This is a genomic window from Achromobacter sp. Root565, assembly GCF_001427425.1.
Classification (GTDB): domain Bacteria; phylum Pseudomonadota; class Gammaproteobacteria; order Burkholderiales; family Burkholderiaceae_B; genus Achromobacter; species Achromobacter spanius_D.
This window is the reverse complement of the sequence record NZ_LMGO01000008.1, coordinates 146878-165703: the sequence shown is the minus strand read 5'-3', so window position 1 is coordinate 165703 and position 18826 is coordinate 146878. Positions and strand designations below refer to the sequence as shown.

At 67.4% G+C, this 18826-nt stretch carries 18 protein-coding genes and 1 riboswitch; of the genes, 4 read left to right on the top strand and 14 right to left on the bottom strand.

The genetic code is table 11. The features are described 5' to 3' along the window. The 10 genes from ASD71_RS28105 to ASD71_RS25940 form a co-directional block, all read right to left on the bottom strand. Positions 1-441, bottom strand: a 441-nt coding sequence (locus ASD71_RS28105; protein WP_156395309.1) for a DUF4123 domain-containing protein, incomplete at its 3' end; no start/stop codon positions are given. Between the two features lie 298 nt (positions 442-739). Further along, a complete protein-coding gene (metF, locus tag ASD71_RS25980) occupies positions 740-1582 on the bottom strand; it encodes a methylenetetrahydrofolate reductase [NAD(P)H] (protein WP_056571275.1) in 843 nt (280 codons plus the stop codon). Between the two features lie 141 nt (positions 1583-1723). Then, entirely contained in the window at positions 1724-2059 is a 336-nt protein-coding gene (locus ASD71_RS25975) for a phage holin family protein (RefSeq protein WP_056327402.1), read from the bottom strand. Positions 2060-2182: 123 nt separating this feature from the next. Continuing rightward, positions 2183-3601 (bottom strand): adenosylhomocysteinase, encoded by a 1419-nt coding sequence (gene ahcY, locus ASD71_RS25970; RefSeq protein ID WP_056571273.1) that lies wholly within the window; start codon positions 3599-3601, stop codon positions 2183-2185. 100 nt (positions 3602-3701) lie between these two features. After that, positions 3702-3836, bottom strand: a riboswitch (S-adenosyl-L-homocysteine riboswitch). A 61-nt stretch (positions 3837-3897) separates the two neighbouring features. Further along, positions 3898-4944 (bottom strand): glycosyltransferase family 1 protein, encoded by a 1047-nt coding sequence (locus tag ASD71_RS25965; RefSeq protein WP_056571291.1) that lies wholly within the window; start codon positions 4942-4944, stop codon positions 3898-3900. Positions 4945-5035: 91 nt separating this feature from the next. Continuing rightward, positions 5036-5272 carry a DUF1289 domain-containing protein gene (locus ASD71_RS25960; protein ID WP_056571272.1) on the bottom strand — a complete coding sequence of 79 codons (237 nt, stop codon included), beginning with the start codon at positions 5270-5272 and terminating at the stop codon, positions 5036-5038. A 90-nt stretch (positions 5273-5362) separates the two neighbouring features. Then, a complete protein-coding gene (locus ASD71_RS25955) occupies positions 5363-6250 on the bottom strand; it encodes an alpha/beta fold hydrolase (RefSeq protein WP_056571289.1) in 888 nt (295 codons plus the stop codon). 5 nt (positions 6251-6255) lie between these two features. Further along, positions 6256-6921 carry a 3-isopropylmalate dehydratase small subunit gene (gene leuD, locus ASD71_RS25950; RefSeq protein WP_056571270.1) on the bottom strand — a complete coding sequence of 222 codons (666 nt, stop codon included), beginning with the start codon at positions 6919-6921 and terminating at the stop codon, positions 6256-6258. Further along, positions 6918-8339, bottom strand: coding sequence for a 3-isopropylmalate dehydratase large subunit (gene leuC / locus ASD71_RS25945; RefSeq protein ID WP_056571268.1), 1422 nt, complete (start codon positions 8337-8339; stop codon positions 6918-6920). Before leuC ends, leuD begins: the two co-directional genes overlap by 4 nt. 122 nt (positions 8340-8461) lie before the next feature. Continuing rightward, entirely contained in the window at positions 8462-9442 is a 981-nt protein-coding gene (locus ASD71_RS25940; protein ID WP_056571265.1) for a tripartite tricarboxylate transporter substrate binding protein, read from the bottom strand. Positions 9443-9566: 124 nt separating this feature from the next. On the opposite strand from ASD71_RS25940, the gene ASD71_RS25935 reads away from it, so the two are divergent. After that, on the top strand, positions 9567-10490 hold the full coding sequence (locus ASD71_RS25935) for a LysR family transcriptional regulator (protein WP_056571263.1): 924 nt from the start codon (positions 9567-9569) through the stop codon (positions 10488-10490). 4 nt (positions 10491-10494) lie between these two features. Here ASD71_RS25935 and ASD71_RS25930 read toward each other — a convergent pair whose 3' ends face one another. Genes ASD71_RS25930 through ASD71_RS25920 form a run of 3 tightly spaced genes read right to left on the bottom strand, consistent with a single transcriptional unit; the run spans position 10495 to position 12954 of the window. Then, positions 10495-11127 carry a flavin reductase family protein gene (locus ASD71_RS25930; protein WP_056571261.1) on the bottom strand — a complete coding sequence of 211 codons (633 nt, stop codon included), beginning with the start codon at positions 11125-11127 and terminating at the stop codon, positions 10495-10497. 1 nt (position 11128) lies between these two features. Then, positions 11129-11938, bottom strand: a complete 810-nt coding sequence (locus ASD71_RS25925) for a GntR family transcriptional regulator (RefSeq protein WP_056571259.1) — start codon at positions 11936-11938, stop codon at positions 11129-11131. Between the two features lie 59 nt (positions 11939-11997). Next, complete coding sequence (locus ASD71_RS25920; RefSeq protein ID WP_056571257.1) at positions 11998-12954, bottom strand: polysaccharide deacetylase family protein; 957 nt, start codon at positions 12952-12954, stop codon at positions 11998-12000. A gap of 230 nt (positions 12955-13184) precedes the next feature. Between ASD71_RS25920 and ASD71_RS25915 the strand changes: the two genes are divergently transcribed. Genes ASD71_RS25915 through ASD71_RS25905 form a run of 3 tightly spaced genes read left to right on the top strand, consistent with a single transcriptional unit; the run spans position 13185 to position 17770 of the window. After that, positions 13185-14375, top strand: coding sequence for an ABC transporter substrate-binding protein (locus ASD71_RS25915; RefSeq protein ID WP_056571254.1), 1191 nt, complete (start codon positions 13185-13187; stop codon positions 14373-14375). A 27-nt stretch (positions 14376-14402) separates the two neighbouring features. Further along, the gene (locus ASD71_RS25910) at positions 14403-15281 is read left to right on the top strand and encodes a branched-chain amino acid ABC transporter permease (protein WP_056571252.1); all 879 of its coding nucleotides are present in this window, start codon (positions 14403-14405) and stop codon (positions 15279-15281) included. Beyond that, the gene (locus ASD71_RS25905) at positions 15281-17770 is read left to right on the top strand and encodes a branched-chain amino acid ABC transporter ATP-binding protein/permease (RefSeq protein WP_056571250.1); all 2490 of its coding nucleotides are present in this window, start codon (positions 15281-15283) and stop codon (positions 17768-17770) included. Before ASD71_RS25910 ends, ASD71_RS25905 begins: the two co-directional genes overlap by 1 nt. Positions 17771-17789: 19 nt before the next feature. On the opposite strand, the gene ASD71_RS25900 is transcribed toward ASD71_RS25905, so the two are convergent. Continuing rightward, positions 17790-18794 carry an Lrp/AsnC family transcriptional regulator gene (locus ASD71_RS25900; RefSeq protein WP_056571248.1) on the bottom strand — a complete coding sequence of 335 codons (1005 nt, stop codon included), beginning with the start codon at positions 18792-18794 and terminating at the stop codon, positions 17790-17792. Positions 18795-18826: the final 32 nt, after the last annotated feature.

The following is an 18826-nucleotide window of genomic DNA, read 5'->3' as shown; positions in this document are numbered from 1 at the left end:
CTCTTCGAGCGCCCGCGCGCCATTAAGGCTGAACCTGAGCGGAAATCCGTCTGTACCCGTCAATTGGTGCAACTGTTGGAGGTGGGCGACGAGGAGGTGGATATCGTCGGGAGCCACCAAGATGATTCCTGCTTGCTGGCGGAGCCAATGTTCGACGGCGTGGGTGAATAATGCCTCGTCGAGCGGAACTAGCAGGGGGCCATGGCGATAGCCTGGATTTCGATATTCCCGAGGCGTATCGCGCCAGACCCAGCGATACTCGAATCCACGCCTGATTTGCAGAAGGTCGTTCTCGAGCGTGTCGCTGTGCGCGCCGTCCAGAAGAATCCAGGGGCGGGTTTCCTGTTCAAGCGTCGCCCAGTCGGGGCATGGCAACGCTTTTACTACGCGACGTGTCCACTGGGACGCCTCGTCCATCAAATCTGTCGCTGCGCCCGCCATGTGCGTGTCACTCGTCAATTGAACGAAAAGTCGTTCAATCTAAGGCGGGACCTTCGCCATGGACATATGAATAGTTCGAAAGCTCGGCAAAGGGGGGCTAATTTGTCAGAAGGCTGGAACCGGCTAAAAAATTGCCGACCATTAGCGAGGTTGCTAGTGGCGGGCTCCCAAAAAGAAAAATCCCCACTCGGCATATCGCTTCGTGGGGATCGGGCTGACCGTCCTAGTATGGCCGCCGGAACCGCCGGCCTTTTGCCATGGCGGCGGGCGGCAAGCCTGCAGCCGCGCAGCGGACCACTTACACCGTCAATTCCTTCCAGATCGCCAGCGGCGCTTCGGAACTGTTCAGCGTGTAGAAGTGCACGCCCGGCGCGCCGTTGTCCAGCAGCGTCTGGCACAGCTCGGTCACGACGTCCACGCCGAAGGCGCGGATGGAGGCCTTGTCGTCGCCGAACTCGGCCAGGCGCAGGCGGATCCAGCGCGGCACTTCGGCGCCGCACATTTCCGAGAACCGCAGGAGCTGCGTGTGGTTCGTGATGGGCATGATGCCCGGCACGATCGGCACGTTCACGCCCTTGGCGCGGGCCCGGTCGACGAAGTCGAAATAGGCGTCGGCATTGAAGAAATACTGCGTGATGGCGGCATCGGCGCCGGCCTTCACCTTGGTCACGAAATGGTCCAGGTCGGCCGAGGGATTGGCGGCCTGGGGGTGCATTTCGGGATAGGCGGCCACTTCGATGTGGAACCAGTCGCCGGTTTCCTCGCGGATGAACGACACCAGTTCGTTGGCGTAGCGCAGCTCGCCCGCGTCGCCGCCCATGCCCGACGGCAGGTCGCCGCGCAGGGCCACGACGCGCCGCACGCCTTCGTTCTTGTAGGCCTGCAGGATGTCCCGCAGGTCCTGGCGCGAGGCGCCCACGCACGACAGGTGCGGCGCGGCGTCGCAACCCAGATTGCGCAGCGTGCGCACGGCGTCGGCCGTGCCGGCGCGCGTGGAGCCGCCCGCGCCGAACGTCACGCTGACGTACTTGGGCTGGATGGCCAGCATCTGCTTGGCCGCGCGCACCAGACGCTCTTGGCCGGCGAGATCACGCGGAGGAAAGAATTCCAGACTAAAAGCAGGAGAGTTCGATTCGGACATATCAATCTTTTTATGGCTAAGCGCCGCATTCGGCCGGAGTGACCCCGCGAGGTGCCGCGGATCCGGGCTCCGCCGGTCCGCAGGCACGCCCCTGGGGGAAGCGCGCAGCGCTCGGGGGGACTCTACCGTCGGGGGGGCCCTCTACGGGATCAGCTTGGTCAGCAGACCGGAGATGATGCTGTACAGGATGGCGCCGCCCACGGCCCACCAGAACCCGTTGACCTGGAAACCCTTGAGCACGGAGCCCACGAACCAGAACAACAAGGCGTTGATGACGATGAGGAAGAGCCCGAGGGTAACGATCGTGATGGGCAGCGTCAGCAGCACCAGGACCGGCTTGACCAGCATGTTCACCAAGCCCAGCACCAGTGCGGCGATAAGCGCCGAACCGAAACTGGCCACCGTGATGCCGGGCAGCAGGTAGGCAACGGCCAGCAAGGCCACTGCGTTCAGGATCCAGACGAGTATCAGTGTCACCATGTTCGAACTCCTGTATTGACGCTCCGCGGACCCGTCGGCGCCGGGCGGCGACGGGCGTGACCCGCAGACCGGAAAACCCGCGCCGACATGGCGCGGAATTTTCCTATTGTGCTACATCCATCAATAGCGGTAGTGGTTGGGCTTGTAGGGGCCTTCGACCGGCACGCTGATGTAGTCGGCCTGGTCCTGACGCAGCGTCGTGAGCTTGACGCCCAGCTTCTTCAGGTGCAGGCGGGCGACCTTCTCGTCCAGGTGCTTGGGCAGCACGTAGACTTCGCCGGACTTGTAGGCTTCGTTGCGCGTGAACAGTTCGATCTGGGCGATCGTCTGGTTGGCGAACGAGGACGACATCACGAACGAGGGGTGGCCGGTGGCGCAGCCCAGGTTCACGAGACGGCCCTGAGCCAGCAGGATGATGCGCTTGCCGTCCGGGAAGATGACGTGGTCGACTTGCGGCTTGATCTCTTCCCACTTGCAATCGGCCAGACCGGCGACATCGATTTCGTTGTCGAAGTGGCCGATGTTGCAGACGATGGCCTGATCCTTCATTGCGTTCATGTGGTCGCGCGTGATGACCTGGTAGTTGCCGGTGGCGGTGACGAAGATGTCGCCGTGGGCGGCGGCTTCTTCCATCGTCACGACCTTGAAGCCTTCCATGGCGGCCTGCAGCGCGCAGATCGGGTCGATTTCGGTGACCCACACTTGCGCGCGCAGCGCGACCAGCGCCTGGGCGCAACCCTTGCCTACGTCGCCGTAGCCGGCCACAACCGCGATCTTGCCCGCGACCATGACGTCGGTGGCACGCTTGATGCCGTCAACCAGCGATTCGCGGCAGCCGTACAGGTTGTCGAACTTGGACTTGGTGACCGAGTCGTTGACGTTGATGGCGGCAAAGGCCAGCTCGCCCTTTTGCGACATCTGGTACAGGCGATGGACGCCGGTGGTGGTTTCTTCGGTCACGCCCTTGATCAGCGCCAGGCGGGTCGAGTACCACTTGGGATCGCGCTTCAGGGTTTCCTTGATGGCGGCGAACAGGATGCGCTCTTCGTCGCTGCCCGGGTTGGCCAGGACCGAGAGGTCCTTTTCAGCCTTGGTGCCCAGGTGCAGCATCAACGTGGCGTCGCCGCCGTCGTCGAGGATCATGTTGGCGTTCTGGCCATTGGGCCATTCGAAGATCTTGTGGGTGTACTGCCAATACTCTTCCAGCGTCTCGCCCTTGACGGCGAAGACCGGCGTGCCCGACGCGGCGATGGCGGCTGCGGCGTGGTCTTGCGTGGAGAAGATGTTGCACGAGGCCCAGCGCACTTCGGCGCCCAGGGCCACCAGCGTTTCGATCAGCACGCCGGTCTGGATGGTCATGTGCAGGCTGCCGGCGATGCGCGCGCCCTTGAGCGGCTGCGACGCGGCGAATTCCTCGCGGATGGCCATCAGGCCGGGCATTTCGGTTTCGGCGATGGCGAGTTCGCGGCGGCCCCAGCCGGCCAGCGACATGTCGGCGACGAGGTAGTCGGAAAAGGATTTATCAGTCACAGCGTTCATGGTGTGTAGGCTCCACGTAAATGACGAACGGCGCACGAGATGGCCGGACAACGCGAATACACCACGACAGTCGAGTGCTCGCCTTTCCCGCCATACGCGACAAAGGTGAGCGCCGTTGCTGTAGCGACGCGCGGGGCGCGGCGCTTGAACAAGGATTCCTGAGCCTGGCGAGCCGGGGTCCGCATGGGTAAGACACATGGGGGACCGCAGGGTCGTCGCAACGCTCCTCAGGATTGCCGGGCATTGTACAAGGTTGGCGCGCCAGACGGCTAGCAAATCCGGGCGGCGCGTCTGTATCAGCTTGTGGTCGCCCAATCGTTGGCCGCCCCGCGCGAATCGCCCTGTGTCAGCGGCACCAGTGCGTCCAGCAGATCCGAAGCAACCGAATCCCAGCTGCGGGTCAGCGCCTGCGCCCGCACCTCGTCGCGGTGCAGCGGCAGCGCGGCCAGGCAGGCCCGCTTCAGGTCGTCGTCCAGCCGGCCCGTCACGCCTTCCTGCACCACGGCAAGCGGGGCCTCGCTGCGAAAGGCGGCCACCGGGGTTCCGCAGGCCATGGCCTCGAGCATCACCAGCCCGAAGGTATCGGTCAGGCTGGGAAACACGAACACGTCGGCGGCCGCGTAAAAGCCGGGCAGCGCGCCGTCCTGTTGCATGCCCAGGAAGATCGCGTCCGGGAAGCGCTTTTTCAGGCGGGCCTCATCGGGTCCGGCGCCCACCACGACCTTGCTGCCCGGCAAATCCAGGGACAGGAAGGCATCCAGGTTCTTTTCCTTGGCCACGCGGCCCACGCTCAGCCAGACGGGCCGGGGCAGATCATGGAACGCCTGGCTGGCCGAGGGCTGGAACTTGCGCGGATCGACCCCGCGCGACCACACGCGCAGATTCGCCAGGCCGCGCCGCACCAGGATGTCGCGCACCGTGGGCGTGGGCACCAGCACGCATTGCGACGGCCGGTGGAACCAGCGCAGGTAGCGCCACGGCAGCGCCGCGGGGATGCCCATGCGCGCCTCCAGGTAATCCGGAAACATCGTGTGGAACGAAGTAGTGAAGCGCCAGCCCCGCCGCAGCGCCATGCGCCGGGCAGCCAGGCCCAGCGGGCCTTCCGTGGCGATGTGCAGCGCGTCGGGGATGGTGTCGCCCAGGATGCGGCGCAATTGCCGGCCGGGTTGCAGGCACAGCCGCAGATCGGGTTCGGAGGGCGCGGGAATGGTTCGGCTGCCCTCGGGACTGACCACGATCAGCTCGTGGCCCCAGTCGCTGAGGATCTGCCGCATGGTCGACCAGGTGCGGACGACGCCGTTGACTTGCGGATGCCAGGCATCCGTGACCAGGACGATGCGCATGATGGAGCCGGAAGTGGGCAATGGCGCTATTCAGCCTGCGCCATGTGACAAGCCCAAGACGGGGACGCAAGCGCGTCAGTGCGCAGCGGCGTCAGTTGTTGCGCCGCGGATACCCTTGCGACTTGATGCGGATCCAGACTTCGCGCTTTTCGGCTTCCGACATGAACACCCAGTTGGCAACTTCCATGGCCGTGCGCCCGCACCCGCGGCAGATGTCGTCGAACAGCGTGGAACACACCGCCACGCAGGGTGAATCCGACGCCTTGAAGGCGCGCTGGGCGTCCTCGGCGTCGGGCAATTCGGAAAGATCGGCGAAGTAACGATTCATGGGCCGAAGGTTAACACCAGGGGTGTGTCCCTTTTTGGATAGCCCTATCGCCTGCCGAGGCTTGATTGACAGCGGGCGCCGCCCGGTTGTTCAACGCCAGCCGAAGAATGCGCCTGCTTCGCCCAGCACCGCGTCTGGCGTTTCCTCGGCCAGATAGTGCGCGCCGGGCAGCGGGCCGCCGGTCACGTCGTCAGCCACCGCGCGCCACAGGGCCAGCACGTCGAAGTTGCGGCCCACGGCGCCGCGTTCGCCCCACATCGCGCGCACCGGCATGCGCAGGCGCTCGCCAGCAGCGCGGCCGGCCTTGTCGTGGTCCAGGTCGATCGTCGCGGACGCGCGGTAGTCCTCGCAAAGGCCGGTCGCCCAGCCGGGTTGGCGCGCGGCGCGTTCGTACTCGGCCATGGCCTCGGCCGAAAAATGCGCCAGTCCGCCCGGCCGCCCGCCCATCACGGATCGCAGATAGAAAATGGGATCGTGCTCGATCATCGTTTCCGGCACGGGCGCCGGCTGGATCAGCCAGAACCAGTGGAAATAGGCCTGCGCGAAGGCGCGCGTCGTGCCTTCGTACATATCCAGCGTGGGCGCGATATCCAGCAGCAGCATCCGGCTCACGGTGTCGGGATGGTCCAGCGCAAGGCGATGTGCGACACGCGCGCCGCGGTCATGCGCCAGGACCTCGAAACGGTCGTGGCCCAGTCCGCGCATCAGCGCCACCATGTCCGCCGCCATGGTGCGCTTGGAATGCGCGGCGTGATCGGCGCTGGCGGCCGGCTTGCTGCTGTCGCCGTAACCGCGCAGATCGGCGGCCACGCAGGTGCGATGACGCGTCAGTTCGGGCCAGACGCGGTGCCAGATGGCGTGGGTCTGCGGATGCCCGTGCAACAGCAGCAGGGGCGGACCCGAGCCGTCGATGCGGGCGGCGATCTCCACGCCGTTGGCCGGAAAGCGCCGCACCGGCAGGTCGAAAAAGGCGGTCATCTGCGTCATCTCCTTTCGTTGTCATGCGCGTCCAGCCGGTCGCGCACCTGTCGCGCCACATCCTTCATCCACGGAAAGCGGGCCCAATGGCGTGCTTCAAATCGCTCCACCTCGGGCAGTTGCTGCAGCGTCGCGCCCACCATGTCCTGCCCTTGCGCGAACATGCTGCGATGCCGCGCCGGCAGTTCAAAGTGTGCGATCCAGCCGTCGGCCGCGCGCACCTGCCCGGCCATCACGTCGATGCCGACGCGGTTTGCGCCGGCTGCCGCCGTATTGGACACCTTCGCGAGCAAGGCGTCGACCTCGGCGGGCGGCAACGTCACCAGCAAGAGGCCATTATTGAGCGCGTTGAAGTAGAAGATCTCGCCGAAGCTGGACGCGATGACCGCCCGGATGCCGAACTGCTTCAGGCCCCAGACGGCGTGCTCGCGGCTGGAGCCGCAGCCAAAATTGGGACCGGCCACCAGGATGCTGGCGCCCGCGTAGGCGGGCTGGTTCAGCACACAGTCCGGCCGCGGCGCGCCCGCTTCATCAAAGCGCAGGTCGTACAGCAGGCCCTTGTCCAGCCCGGCCTTGTCGATGATGCGCAAGAACTGCTTGGGCATGATCTGGTCGGTGTCCAGATTGGAGTACGGCAGCGGCGCGGCCACGCCTTCGGTCATGACATTCATTTGGCGTCTCCCCAGGTGCGCACATCGACGATACGGCCCGCCAGCGCGGCCGCTGCGGCCATCGCGGGACTCATCAGGTGCGTGCGCCCTGCCCGCCCCTGGCGTCCCTCGAAATTACGGTTCGTGGTGGACGCACAGCGTTCGCCGGGGCGCAGCACGTCATCGTTCATGGCCAGGCACATCGAGCAGCCGGGCTGGCGCCATTCAAAGCCCGCCGCGATCAGGTCGGCGGCCAGCCCTTCGGCTTCGGCCTGCGCGCGCACCGCGCCGGAACCGGGCACCACCATCGCACGCACCCCCGCGGCCACCTGCTTGCCGCGCGCCAGATCCGCCACGACGCGCAGGTCTTCGATGCGGCCGTTGGTACAGGAGCCGATGAACACGCGGTCGATCGGCACCCCCGCGATGGGCGCGCCCGCCGCCAGGCCGATATAGTCCATGGCCTTTTCCAGCGCCAGCCGGGCCAGCGCGTCCGGTTCGTCCCGCGGATCCGGCACCGCGCCATCGACGGGCATCGCCTGATCGGGGCTGGTGCCCCACGTCACGAAGGGCGCGATGCGGCCCGCGTCGAACGCGTGTTCCACATCGAAGCGCGCGTCGTCGTCCGAACGCAGCGTAGCCCACCACGCGCGCGCCTCGTCCAGCAACGCGCCGCGCAGTTGCGGCGCGTGCGCCGTGACGTACGCGTCGGTGACAGCGTCCGGCGCGATCAGCGCGGCGCGCGCGCCGGCTTCGACCGTCATGTTGCACAGGGTCATGCGCGCTTCGGCCGACAGCGCGGCCACCGCCTCGCCGCAGAACTCCACGGCATGGCCGCGCGCGCCCTGCGCGCCAATGCGATGCACGAGGTAGATCACCAGATCCTTGGCCGACACGTGCGCCGGCAGCGCACCGTCGATGCGGATTCGCATGTTGCGCGCCACGCGGTACGCCAGCGTCTGCGTCGCCAGAATGTGTTCGACTTCGCTGGTGCCGATGCCAAAACCCAAGGCGCCCAGCGCGCCGTACGTGGTGGTGTGGCTGTCGCCGCACAGCACCACCATGCCGGGCAGGATCATGCCGTGCTCCGGCGCGATGACGTGCTCGATGCCCTGCAGCGGATCGGTGGTATCAAAGAGCGCGATGTGCTGCGTATCGCAATTGCGCTTCAGGTTCAGCGCCTGGCGCGACGAGGCGTCGTCCGCAATCACGCGCAGCGCGGACGGCACGGGATGCGTGGGGATGATGTGGTCCACCACCGCCATCTGCTGACCCGGGCGCAGCACGTCGCGGCCCCGCGCGGCCAGGCCGCTGAAGGCCTGCGGGCTGGTGTATTCGTTCATGATGTGCAGGTCGACGTAGAGCAGCACGTGCTCGGCGTCGATCCGGGCCACCTCATGGCTGGCCACCAGTTTGTCGTATAGCGTCATGCCGGGCATGTCAGGGCTTCCTTGCTTGAAAGAGGCGCCCGCGGCGCGCGCGGGCGGGTATTGCGGGCCGGAGTTGCTCGCGGCCTTTGCGTGCGGCTTTTTCGTGCGGCCTTTGCGCGCTTGGCCGCCGATCAGTTCGCCTGGATCCCGGCTTCCTTGACGATGCCGGACCAGCGCGTCATCTCGGTGGCCACCATGGCGTCGGTCTTGTCCGGCGCGGTGATCAGGGGTTCAAACCCTTCTCTCTGCATGCGTTGCGTCAGCGCGGCCGACTTCAGCGCCTGCGCCAGCTTCGCGTTCAGCGTGTCGATCACCGGCTGCGGCGTGCCGGCCGGCGCGCTGATGACGAACCAGGTGTTGAATTCGTAGCCCGGCAGGCCCGACTCGGCAATCGTCGGCACGTCGGGCAAGAGCGGCGAGCGCGTCGTGCCGGTCACCCCGAGCGCGCGCAGCTTCTTGCCGTCAACCTGCGGCTTGGCCGCGGACAGCACGGGAAAGCTCATCTGCACCTGCCCGCTGATCGTGTCCAGCATCGCGGGGCCGCCGCCCTTGTACGGGACGTGCATGATCTGCGTCTTGGACACGGACTTGAACAGCTCTGCCGCCATGTGGAACGTGCTGCCGGTGCCGGCCGAGCCAAAGCTCAGGTCGTTGGCGGGACGGGCGCGCACATACGTGAGCAGCTCGCTGACCGACGCCACGGGCAAACTGTTGGTGACCGTCAGCACATGCTGCGACGTCCCCACCGTGCCCACCGAACGCAGGTCCTTTGCGGTATCGAACGGCATGGTCTTGAAGAGCGCCGGATTGATCGCGAGCGACATGGTGTTGATGCCCAGCGTGTAGCCGTTGGGCTCGGCACGCGCCACGGCCGTCATGCCGATGTTGCCGGACGCGCCGGCGCGGTTTTCCACGATGACGCTCTGCCCCAATTCCTTCGCCCAGGCGTCGGAGATCAGGCGGGCCGCGATGTCCACGCTGCCGCCCGGCGCGAACGGCACGATCAGCGTCACCGCGCGTTCGGGAAAGGCGTTGCTGGCCCCGGCCGCATGGGCCCAACAGGATGCGGCAACGGCCGCGCACAATGCGCCGGCCAATCTGGCTATCTTCATTTCGGGTCTCCTCGTGTGGCCGCGTGGCGCGGCTCTGTATCGGTGAACCCAGTGTATAGGCCGGTTTCGTTCTTATAATTCGCTGGATTTATAAATCTTTGTTAAATCCAATTTATAAATAGCCATGGACGCGCTCTCCGATCTCGCCTTCTTTTCGCTTGTGGTCAAGCACGGCAACCTGTCGGCCACGGCGCGGGAACTGGGGCTGACGCCGCCCGCGGTCAGCACCCGGCTGGCCAAGCTGGAGCAGCGCCTGGGCGTGCGGCTCTTGAACCGCACCACGCGCCGCGTCAGCGTCACGCAGGAAGGCGAGCTGTACCTGGCCGAGGGCACGCGCATCCTGGCCGACCTGCAGGCGCTGGAACGCTCCGTGTCCAGCGCCCGCGCCCAGCCGCAGGGGCTCCTGCGCCTGAACGCCACGTTCGGCTTTGGACGCGCCCACATCGTGCCCGCCGTCTCGGACTTCTGCCGCCAGTATCCCGACGTGGAAGTGCAGATGCGCCTGACCGACAGGCCGCTCAATCTGATCGAGGAAGGCGTTGACGTGGCGGTGCGCTTTGGCGACCTGCCCGACGCGCGGCTCACGGCGCGCAGGATCGCCTCGAACCGGCGCCTGCTCTGCGCGTCGCCGCGCTATCTGGAGATTCATGGCGAGCCGCGCGCGCCCAGCGACCTGCAGCGCCACCGCTGCATCGTGGTGCGCGAGAACGACGTGGCCTACGGCACCTGGCGGCTGGAATCCGGGGCGCGCGCGGAGACCGTGAAGGTGCGCGGCCCGGTCAGTTCAAATGATGGCCAGAGCGCGCTGGAATGGGCGCTGGACGGCCACGGCATCGTGATGCGGTCCGAATGGGAAACCGCGGCGCACCTGCGCGCGGGCCGCCTGCGCGAAGTGTTGACCGATTGGCGCACGCCGCCCGCGGATATCCACGCGCTGTACCCCGAACGGCTGAACCTGCCGGCCAAGACGCTGGCGTTCGTGGACTTCCTGTCGCGCCGCTTCGCGCGCCGCCTGCGGGCGCCCGGCTCGGACGCCGCCGTGTGGTGAGGCTTCAGATCTCGTCGATGGGCGTGCTGGCCGGCGCGTTCTTTTCCGCGCCGATGGCGTAGCGGTCGCGCGTCCGCACGTAGAAGCTGGCGCCAAACCGGCCCACCGGAAAGTAATCCTGCAGGCGCACGCGCCAGGTTTCCGTGTCGATCAAGCCGTCGCGCGCATGCAGCCAGCGCACCTGGCCGATGAAGATCTGGCGGCTGGCGGTTTCCATGGTTTCGAATAGCGTGCATTCAAACGCGACGGGCGCCTGCACGATGCGCGGCGGCGCGACGCGGTGGCTGGGCGCGGCATCCAGGCCCGCGTGCGCCAGCTCGCTGACATCGGCCGGCAGGCGGTCGCCGCAGCGGTGCATCTTTTCGGCCATGGCCTCGTCGGTCAGGTGCACGACGAACTCGCGGTCGCGCTTGATGTTGACCGCGGTGTCCTTCAGCCCGCCGTCTTCCAGGCGGTTGATGCTGACCATCACGATGGGCGGATCCTCGCCCAGCATGTTGAACATGCTGAACGGCGCGGCGTTGACCACGCCGGTCTCGGACAGCGTGGTGATCAGCGCGATCGGACGGGGCACGATCAGGCTGGCCATCAGCTTGTAGCGCTGATATTCGGTGATAGCGTCGAAGTCGATTTCCATGTCAGGCCAGTCCCAGCATCTGGGCAAGGGTTTGCGCGGGCTGCGGGCGCTCCAGGCTGATGCGCCGCTCCAGGTCCGCAAGGTGGTTGTCGTTGGTCCGCACGGCTTCGGCCACGTCGCCGCGCTCCATCATGTCCACGATCAGCACGTGCTCGCCGTGTTCGCAAGCGGCATTGCCGGGCGGCTCGTACAGCGCCACGATGAGCGAGCAGCGCGACACCAGTTCGGCCAGGTAGCCATGCAGGATGGTGTTGCCGGACAGTTCGCCCAGCCGCACATGAAACGCGCTCGCCTGCCGCGCCCAGGCCGGCTGCCCGGCGCGATGCAGCAGCGCATGTTCGTCGCGCAGTTGCCGGCGCAGCGAAGCGTAATCGGCGCGCGTGGCGCGGGCCGCCGCCAGCGGCAGCAGCGCGGCCTCCAGCGCGCGGCGCGCCTGGAATATCTGGCGCGTGTCTTCCGGCGTGGGTTCGGCCACTACCGCCCCGCGGTTGTGGTGCAGGTCCACGACGTGCTCGTGCGCCAGCCGCTGCAACGCCTTGCGCGCCACCGACCGCGACACGCCGAACAGATCGCAGATCGCTGCCTCGGGCAGCTTGGTGCCCGGCGTGAGGCGCTGGCTCATCACGCTTTCGTAGACCGCCTCGCAGATGCGGCGTTCCATGTCGGCGTCGGGGGTAGCGGACGGCGATCCGGCCTCGGGCATGACATCAGCCGCCGCCGCGGACCTGCGCGTCCGGGAAGCGGCGGGCTTGGCGGACTTGGACCGGACGGTGGCGGGATTGCGGGACTTGGCGGCGCTTTGGGTGGACATGCGGAGCTCGGTTCAACAAGAAAAACAACATGACGTGGGCGGGTCGTTCTGACGGACCCTTAATCGATCACACCCGGCGGCAGGCCGTCCACATGGCGGCAGATCTCGCCCGGCGTGGTGAACCAGATCTCGCCGCGGTCGCGGGCGGCGGCCAGCGGCGCCAGCGCGCGCCGCAGGTGACGCAACCGGTACGGCTGGCCGACGATGTAGGGATGTAGCGCAATGCCCATGACCAGCGGCTGGCGCACCGCCTGCGCGCGCATCTCCTCGTACTGGTCAAGGATCATATCGGCAAAATCGCGCGCGTCCATCTTGCGGCCCATGATCATCGGAATGTCGTTGAGCTCCTGCGGGTAGGGAATCGCCCACAGGTCGCCCGCGCGGGTGCGCATGCGCATGGGCTGGTCGTCGTGGCACCAATTCAACGTGTAGCGGTAGCCGGCCTCGGCCAGCAGGTCGGGCGTGGCGTGGCTTTCCGAGATCCACGGCGACAGCCACCCCGCCGGCTCGCTGCCTGCATGCTGCAGGATGCGATCGCGACAGTGCGCCAGCAGCGCGCGTTCCTCGGCTTCGGGCAGGCCTCCCTGCCGGTGCGCGTTGCTGTAGCCGTGTCCGATGAGCTCGTCGCCGCGCGCCAGGAAGGCATCCACCAGATCGGGGCAATGCTCGTAGAGCGCAGTGTTGATCAGTACGCCGGCCGGCAGGCGCAGCTCGTCAAAGAGCTCCAGGCAGCGCCACGCGCCCACCCGGTTGCCGTATTCGCGCCAGGCGTAGTTCAGCACATCCGGATGCGGCGACGCCGGGCCAAGTTCCGCGCCTAGTCCTTCTCCGAACGCAAAGTGCTCGATGTTGAAGCCCAGGTACACGGCCAGGCGCGCGCCGTTCGGCCATGAATAGTCGGCCCTGCCGGCGATGGGGCGGTACGGGAACCGGCCGTGGCAGGCCAGGGGTTGCGGCGTCCAGGCGGCGTCGCCGTCACGCCCCGGTTTAGTGCTTGGAAGCGAGGATGGATTCATTTTGGTGCAAATCCTGAAGCATGATTGTGAACAAAATCGCGGAAGTTTTGGCGACAAAATCCGTAGACCGGTGCATACATATCCGGTCTGTTGCCGCCGCGCCCCGCAGCGGCTGGGCGGAGACGGCAAGTGGCAGTGGGCGCGGATCAGGTGGCATGGATCTTGCATAAGGAAACGAAGCAGCACTTAACCCCATGCAAGATTCATTCCACTTTTTCAGGAGTGTCCCGATGACCCCGACCCGTCGTTCCTTCATGCGCCACGCGGCCGCCGCCGCCCTTTTCGCCGCGGGCCTCGTCTCGCAGCCGGCGCTGGCAGCGGACCCGATCAAGATCGGCCTGATCACCGCGTTGTCCGGGGAGTCGGCGCGCGCGGGTGAAGCGCTGACGCGCGGCATCACTGTCGCCATCGACGAGATCAACGCGCGCGGCGGCCTGTTGGACGGCCGCCAGGTCGTGCTGGTGCGGCGCGACGACGAAGGCAATCCCGCCAAGGGCATGGCCGCGGCGCGCGAGCTGATCTTCAAGGAAAAGGTTGCCGTGCTGTTCGGCGGGCTGGACACGCCCGTGTCCATGGCCATCGTGCCGATCGTGAACCAGGAGAAGGTGCCGTTCATGGGCCCATGGGCCGCGGGCACCGCCATCACGCAGAACAAGGGCAATCCCAACTTCGTCTTCCGCGTGTCGGCGATGGACGAGATCGTGGACAGCGCGATGGTCCAGTACGCGCAAAAGACGTTCCAGAGCGCCAAGCCCGGCATGATCCTGGTGAACAACCCCTGGGGCGAGTCCAACGAAAAAGGCCTGAACGCCGCGCTGGCGACTGCCAAGATCACGCCGGCCGGCATCGAGAAATTCCAGCCCAATGACCTGGACATCGTGCCGCAGTTGAGCCGCCTGAAGGCCGCGGGCGCCGACACGCTGTTCCTGGTCGGCAACGTGGGCCCGTCGGCGCAGGTGGTGAAGTCGCTAGACCGCATGGGCTGGAAGGTGCCGATCGTGTCGCACTGGGGTCCGGCCGGCGGCCGCTTCACGGAACTGGCCGGTCCCAACGCCAAGAACGTGCACTTCGTGCAGACGTACAGCTTCTTCGGCAAGCAGGGGCCGGTGGGCGACAAGGTGATGCAGGCGCTCAAGACCAAGTATTCCGACATCAAGGGACCGCAGGACATCACGCCGGCCGTGGGCGTGGCCAACGCGTACGACGGCATGCAGCTTGCCGCGCTGGCCATCGCGCAGGCCGGCTCCACCGACGGCGACGCGGTGCGCCAAGGCTTCTACAAGATCGGCAAATACGAGGGCCTGATCAAGACGTATGAGCAGCCCTTCACGCCGGCTTCGCACGACGCGCTGCGCGAGGACGACTACGTGTGGACGCAGTTCATCGACAACCGCATCCTGCCCGTCAAGGGCGTGCAGTAAAGCGGCCAGACGCCGCGGGAGACGCGCATGTTGTTGATGTCCGCCATCGTCAGCGGCCTGGGGCTGGGAAGCATGTACGGGCTGATGGCCCTGGGCTTTTACCTGACCTATGCCGTGTCCGGCACGGTGAACTTCGCCCAGGGCAGTTCCATGATGCTGGGCGCCGTGCTGACCTACACGTTCGCTCAGACGCTGGGCTGGCCGCTCGCCGTGGCGCTGCTGTTTGCGCTGGCGCTATGCGCCCTTTACGGCCTGGTCGTGGAGCGGCTGGCGGTGCGGCCATTTGCCAGCCGCGGTTCCAACGCCTGGCTCATGTCCACGGTGGCACTGGGCATCGTGCTGGACAACGTGGTCATGTTCACGTTCGGCAAGGAGCCGCGCAGCCTGCCCTCTCCGCTGGCGCAGTCGCCGCTGGAGATCGGCGGGCTGGGCCTGGGCATCTATCCGCTGCAACTGCTGATACCCGTGGTGGGACTGGCGCTGGCGGCCGCGCTGCACACATTGTCGCGCCGCACGCGCTGGGGCGTGGCGCTGCTGGCTGTGGTGCAGAACCCGAACGCCGCGCGGCTGATGGGCATCCCCGTGCGCCGCGCGATCATGGCCGCCTTCGCGGTGTCCACGCTGTTCGCGGGCGTGGCCGGCGCGCTGGTTGCGCCGCTCTTTAACGTGCAGGCGGACATGGGCACGCTGTTCGGCTTGAAGGCCTACGTGGTCGCCATCCTGGGCGGCATCACCAGCGCGTGGGGCGTGATGATCGCGGGCCTGCTGTTTGGCGTGGTCGAAGCGCTGATCACCGTGGCGCTGGGTTCCGGGTATACGCAGATCATCAGCTTCACGCTGGTGATCGTCATGTTGGCCGTGCTGCCCAATGGCCTGTTCGGGCGCGCCGATGTGAGGAAGGTCTGATGAACAAGCAATCCCCCATGCGCTGGCTGCCGCCGGCGCTATATGCCCTGCTGGCGGCGGTGGCCCTGATGCTTGCCGCCACCGTCAACGGCTACTACGTCTTCGTTCTGGGCAATGTGGCGCTGCTGGCGCTGGCCGGCATCGGCCTGAATGTGCTGGTGGGCCTGACGGGCCAGATGTCGTTCGGCCACGCGGGCTTTTACGCCATCGGCGCCTACACGGTTGCGATCCTGACCGGCCAGGCCGGGTGGAGCTTCTGGCTGGCGTGGCCGGCGGCCGCGCTGGTGTGCGGCGCGTTCGGCCTGCTGCTGGCCGTGCCGGCGCTGCGCGTGAAAGGCCCTTATCTGGCGATGATCACCATCGCGTTCGGCTTTATCGTGGAACACGCGCTGATTGAAGGCGGCTCGGTCACGGGCGGGCAGAACGGCCTGATGGGGATCGTGCAGCCCGCCATCGGCAGCCTGGGCGGAGACCGCGGCGTGGCGATGCTGGCCATCGTGGCCGTATTCGCGGCGCTGGGCGGTTATGCGCTGCTGTCGCGCGGCACCTGGGGCGCCGCCATGCGCGCGGTCAAGGACAGCGAGACGGCCAGCGAATCCATCGGCATCAATCCGCTGGCGGTCAAGGCGGCGGCCTTCATGGTGTCCGCTGCCGTGGTCGGTCTGGCGGGCGGGCTGTACGCGCCGCTGACGGGCATGATCACGCCGCACAACTTCAACTTCATGCAATCCATCCTGTTCGTGCTGGCCGTGACGATCGGCGGCGCGGGATCGCTGGCCGGTCCGCTGCTGGGCGCGGTGGTGGTGGGCCTGCTGCCGGAAGTGCTGTCCAGCCTGGAGGAGTACCGCCTGCTGTTCTTCGGCGCCTTTCTGCTGGTGGTGCTGTGGGCCGCGCCCGAGGGCGCCGCCGGGCTCTTGGCACGCTGGCGGTGGCGCGCGCAGACGCAGGGTCTTGCGCCGCGCCACGGCGCCCTGCCGGCCAGTGCGCGGACGCGACGCACCCTGCATGCCGACACCCTCACCATGACCTTCGGCGGCGTGCGTGCCGTGCAGGCGGTGTCCTTCACCGTGCCGCCCGGCGCGGTGACCGCACTGATCGGCCCCAACGGCGCGGGCAAGTCCACCGTCATCAACATGCTGAGCGGCTACTACCAGCCCACCGATGGCCGCGTCGCGCTGGGCGATGCGCCGCTCGCCGCGCTGCCCGCGCATCGCGTGGCGCGCAGCGGCATTGCGCGCACCTACCAGACCTCGCAGCTCTTTGACACGTTGAGCGTCGAGGACAACGTCGCACTCGGCATGCTGCGCGGTCGCCTGGGAGGGCTGCTGGCGTCGCGCCGTTACCTGGCGCCCGATGTGCGCGAACGTGCGCGCGCCCTGCTGGCGTTCTGCGGCTACGAAGGCGCGCTCGACATTCCCGCGGCCGACCTGCCGCACGTGGACCGGCGGCTGGTGGAGATTGCGCGCGCGCTGGCCACGGACGCCGACGTGCTGTTGATGGACGAGCCCGCAGCCGGGCTGTCGCGCGAAGACAAGACGCGGCTTGCCGGGCTGCTGCGGCGCATTGCCGACGCGGGCGCCGGCGTGCTGCTGGTCGAGCACGACATGACGCTGGTGATGGGCGTGTCCGACCACATCGTGGCGATCGACGCCGGACGCGAGCTGGCGCAGGGCAGCGTCGCCGAGATCCAGCAATCGCCGGAAGTGCGGCAGGCTTATCTGGGCGACGAGGCCGCACGCCGGGCGCCGGCCACGCGGCGCAGGCCGGCGGGCGAGGCGCTGCCGCCCGAGGTGCTGGGCGTGGGCAACCTGACGACCGGCTATGGCGCCAATCCCGTGCTGCACGGCATCGACCTGCAGGTCAGGCAAGGCGAAATGGTGGCGCTGCTGGGCGCAAACGGCGCGGGCAAGTCCACGCTGATGCGCACGCTGGCCGGGCTGCACCGGCCAGCGCAGGGCGGCATGCACCTGCAGGGGCAGGAGCTGCACAATCTCCCCGCCGATCGCATCGTGGCGCGCGGCCTGGTGCTGGTGCCCGAAGGCCGTCAGGTGTTTCCGGGGCTGAGCGTGCTGGACAACATCCGCCTGGGCGCCTTCCTGCATCCGCAGGACCGCGAGGCGCGCGTCGAGGAAATGCTGACGCGCTTTCCGCGGTTGCGCGAACGGCTGCACCAGCGCGCGGGGCTATTGTCGGGCGGCGAACAGCAGATGCTGGCGATCGCGCGCGGCCTGATGGCCAAGCCCGTGATCCTGCTGCTGGACGAGCCCTCGCTGGGCCTGGCGCCCAAGATCATCGACGAGCTGTTCGACGCGCTGGACCGGCTGCGCAAGGAGTCGATGACCATCCTGCTGGTGGACCAGATGGCGGCGCTGGCGCTGTCGCTGGCCGACCGCGCGTACGTGCTGGAATCCGGCCGGGTCGCCGCGCACGGCGCCGCGGAAGACATCGCGAAGGACGGTGCGCTGGCGCGCGCTTACCTGGGGGCTTAACGGGCGAGTAGCGACGCCATCACGCGGCGTCCGTCCCCAGCCGCGCACCCGCGCGCACAATGCCGCAACGCTTGTGCGCGCGCATCACCACGCCGACCTCGCTGTTCAGCACGCCGTCCAGCTCGCCCAGCCGCCGCGTCACCACGTCCCACAGATGCAGGCTGTCGCGGCACAGCACGTGCCAGAAGAGCTGCGAGGCGCCACTGGTGCCGAACAGGCAGCGGGTGTTGGGGTCCAACGCCAGATGCGCGGCCAGCGCGTCCACCGTTTGCGGGCGTACCTGCACCGAAATCACCGCTTCCACCGGAAAGCCGACCAGCGCCGGCTCGACTTCCACGCGAAAGCTCAGCGCGCGGCGCTCCACCAGATTCTGCAGCAGGCGATTCGCAGTCGGTTCGCTGACGCCGGATCGTTCGGCCAATTCCGCCAGACTGGCGCGGCCATCGCGCATCAGGTGCGACACCATGCGCTGCTCGGGGTCGGTCAGCGCCGCCGGTGGCGACAGCAGCGGCGCGTCCGCATCGCCGCCAGACTCCGGCTGGATCCGCCACTGGCCCGCGCGCCGGAACGGCCGCAACACCAGGCGCGCCTCCACGTGTTCCACCCCGTCGATGGACGGCAGCACGTGGGTCACCACGTCCGGCATGTCGGCCGCGTCGGCCAGGGTCAGCTCGGCCATCAGGTCGGCGGAACCGGCCAGCGTCACGACGAGCTGGCTGATGTCCAGCCGCGCAAGTTGGTCGGCCACGTCCGGCACCCGGCCCGACCGGCAGCGCACCCAGGCGTGCAGCACCACGCCGCGGCCGGTGGCCAGCGGATCCGGTTCCGCGATGACGCGCAGCGCGTCCGCGTCCATCAGGCGCTTGATGCGCCGCGCGACAGTTCTCTCGGCGATGCCGGTCGCCGCGCCCAGCTCGCGCCAGGACGCGCGAGGCTGCGCCTGCAGCGCGACGAGGCACGCGAGATCCGTGTCGTCCAACGCGGCGATTAGGGAATTACCCTTACTTGACGTGACCATATTCATTAATCTAACGTTCGCGCATTGATAAAAACACA

Coding starts and splice junctions, on each gene's coding strand:
- ASD71_RS25940 (WP_056571265.1), bottom strand. CDS start 9,442: ATGAAGATAGCCAGATTGGCCGGCGCATTGTGCGCGGCCGTTGCCGCA.
- ahcY (WP_056571273.1), bottom strand. CDS start 3,601: ATGAACGCTGTGACTGATAAATCCTTTTCCGACTACCTCGTCGCCGAC.
- metF (WP_056571275.1), bottom strand. CDS start 1,582: ATGTCCGAATCGAACTCTCCTGCTTTTAGTCTGGAATTCTTTCCTCCG.
- ASD71_RS25915 (WP_056571254.1), top strand. CDS start 13,185: ATGACCCCGACCCGTCGTTCCTTCATGCGCCACGCGGCCGCCGCCGCC.
- ASD71_RS25965 (WP_056571291.1), bottom strand. CDS start 4,944: ATGCGCATCGTCCTGGTCACGGATGCCTGGCATCCGCAAGTCAACGGC.
- ASD71_RS25910 (WP_056571252.1), top strand. CDS start 14,403: ATGTTGTTGATGTCCGCCATCGTCAGCGGCCTGGGGCTGGGAAGCATG.
- ASD71_RS25935 (WP_056571263.1), top strand. CDS start 9,567: ATGGACGCGCTCTCCGATCTCGCCTTCTTTTCGCTTGTGGTCAAGCAC.
- ASD71_RS25925 (WP_056571259.1), bottom strand. CDS start 11,938: ATGTCCACCCAAAGCGCCGCCAAGTCCCGCAATCCCGCCACCGTCCGG.
- leuD (WP_056571270.1), bottom strand. CDS start 6,921: ATGAATGTCATGACCGAAGGCGTGGCCGCGCCGCTGCCGTACTCCAAT.
- leuC (WP_056571268.1), bottom strand. CDS start 8,339: ATGCCCGGCATGACGCTATACGACAAACTGGTGGCCAGCCATGAGGTG.
- ASD71_RS25905 (WP_056571250.1), top strand. CDS start 15,281: ATGAACAAGCAATCCCCCATGCGCTGGCTGCCGCCGGCGCTATATGCC.
- ASD71_RS25920 (WP_056571257.1), bottom strand. CDS start 12,954: ATGAATCCATCCTCGCTTCCAAGCACTAAACCGGGGCGTGACGGCGAC.
- ASD71_RS25930 (WP_056571261.1), bottom strand. CDS start 11,127: ATGGAAATCGACTTCGACGCTATCACCGAATATCAGCGCTACAAGCTG.
- ASD71_RS25955 (WP_056571289.1), bottom strand. CDS start 6,250: ATGACCGCCTTTTTCGACCTGCCGGTGCGGCGCTTTCCGGCCAACGGC.
- ASD71_RS25900 (WP_056571248.1), bottom strand. CDS start 18,794: ATGAATATGGTCACGTCAAGTAAGGGTAATTCCCTAATCGCCGCGTTG.
- ASD71_RS25960 (WP_056571272.1), bottom strand. CDS start 5,272: ATGAATCGTTACTTCGCCGATCTTTCCGAATTGCCCGACGCCGAGGAC.